The 1,015-nt window shown below is 33.5% G+C and carries 1 protein-coding gene; it reads right to left on the reverse strand.

Annotated elements, in window-relative coordinates; genetic code table 11:
* Nucleotides 1–982, reverse strand: a 982-nt coding sequence (locus tag OIU80_RS20850; RefSeq protein WP_264288889.1) for a hypothetical protein, incomplete at its 3' end; no start/stop codon positions are given.
* Nucleotides 983–1,015: the final 33 nt, after the last annotated feature.

Here is a 1,015-nt window from a genome sequence, read left to right on the forward strand (position 1 = left end):
CCCCCGCCACCTCAGTTGGATTTTGCAGTTTGCTGGCTGGTGTTCTAGTAAAAAACAAATAAGAAGGCGTGACCGAAGGGAACTCCTTATCAAATTGAGAAATGTTCTTAACATTCTCTTTCATTTGAGATTCATTTAAATCTGTTCTAGTATTCTCATTGTTATCAGGTAAAACTTTCTCGTTTACAGGGTTAACATATTGATTTTCAGTAGTTGTTAATTTCGAGGTTTTGAGGTCTAAAACTGTCAAAATTTCGCTGTTTATATGCACTTCAACAGGTCTATTTTGTCCCGAAAAATGATAATCAACAAATACCCCACATTCTTCCAAACGTTGCCTATGGTTACGCACAGTCTTTTTACAGAGGTCTAAACTTGTAACTCCGTTACGTTGCAATGCAGTTACTAAAAATGAGTTGATTTTAAATTCTTCAATAGGTCTAATTGCTGTAACACGTAACTTCATATACTGCTCGTTACGTTTCATCAATTGCGAATTATATAAGTGCAATAAATTTTGAAATACTAATTCTGTAGCATATTTGACAGTTTGAATTTTCTTTTTCTCAATAATCAAACCGTGGTCTTTCATAAAAGCATCAGCCTGTACATTATATTCTCTAGGTTTAAGCATTTTACTTTTATGCAAAAAAACCTTTGCAAATTCTCTCTGTATATCGTTTAAATGATTTTCAGACAAGAATTTTCGAACTTCTCTATTATGTTTTTCTGTTAGTTCGTTTTCAGCAGTAGTTTTGAAATTATAGCCCGCAATGTACTTCCTATAATTATCCATAGTAATACTGAATGCTTCCATACTAATTGCAGGATAAACAGCCATAATACGATTTTCTGTTCGCAAAGCTGTTGCAACAGTTGTTGCTATGGTTTCCTGAATTATAGTTTTTTCAGCAGTGTTACCAAATCCAAAAAGATTGGATGCTAAGGAAAATACTCTACTGTCTAAATTTTGTTTGCTCATAAGTACTTCTTTCTAATAACCTTTCGGCATCGG

It is taken from the genome of Flavobacterium frigoritolerans (genome assembly GCF_025847275.1).
In the GTDB taxonomy this organism is placed as follows: domain Bacteria; phylum Bacteroidota; class Bacteroidia; order Flavobacteriales; family Flavobacteriaceae; genus Flavobacterium; species Flavobacterium frigoritolerans.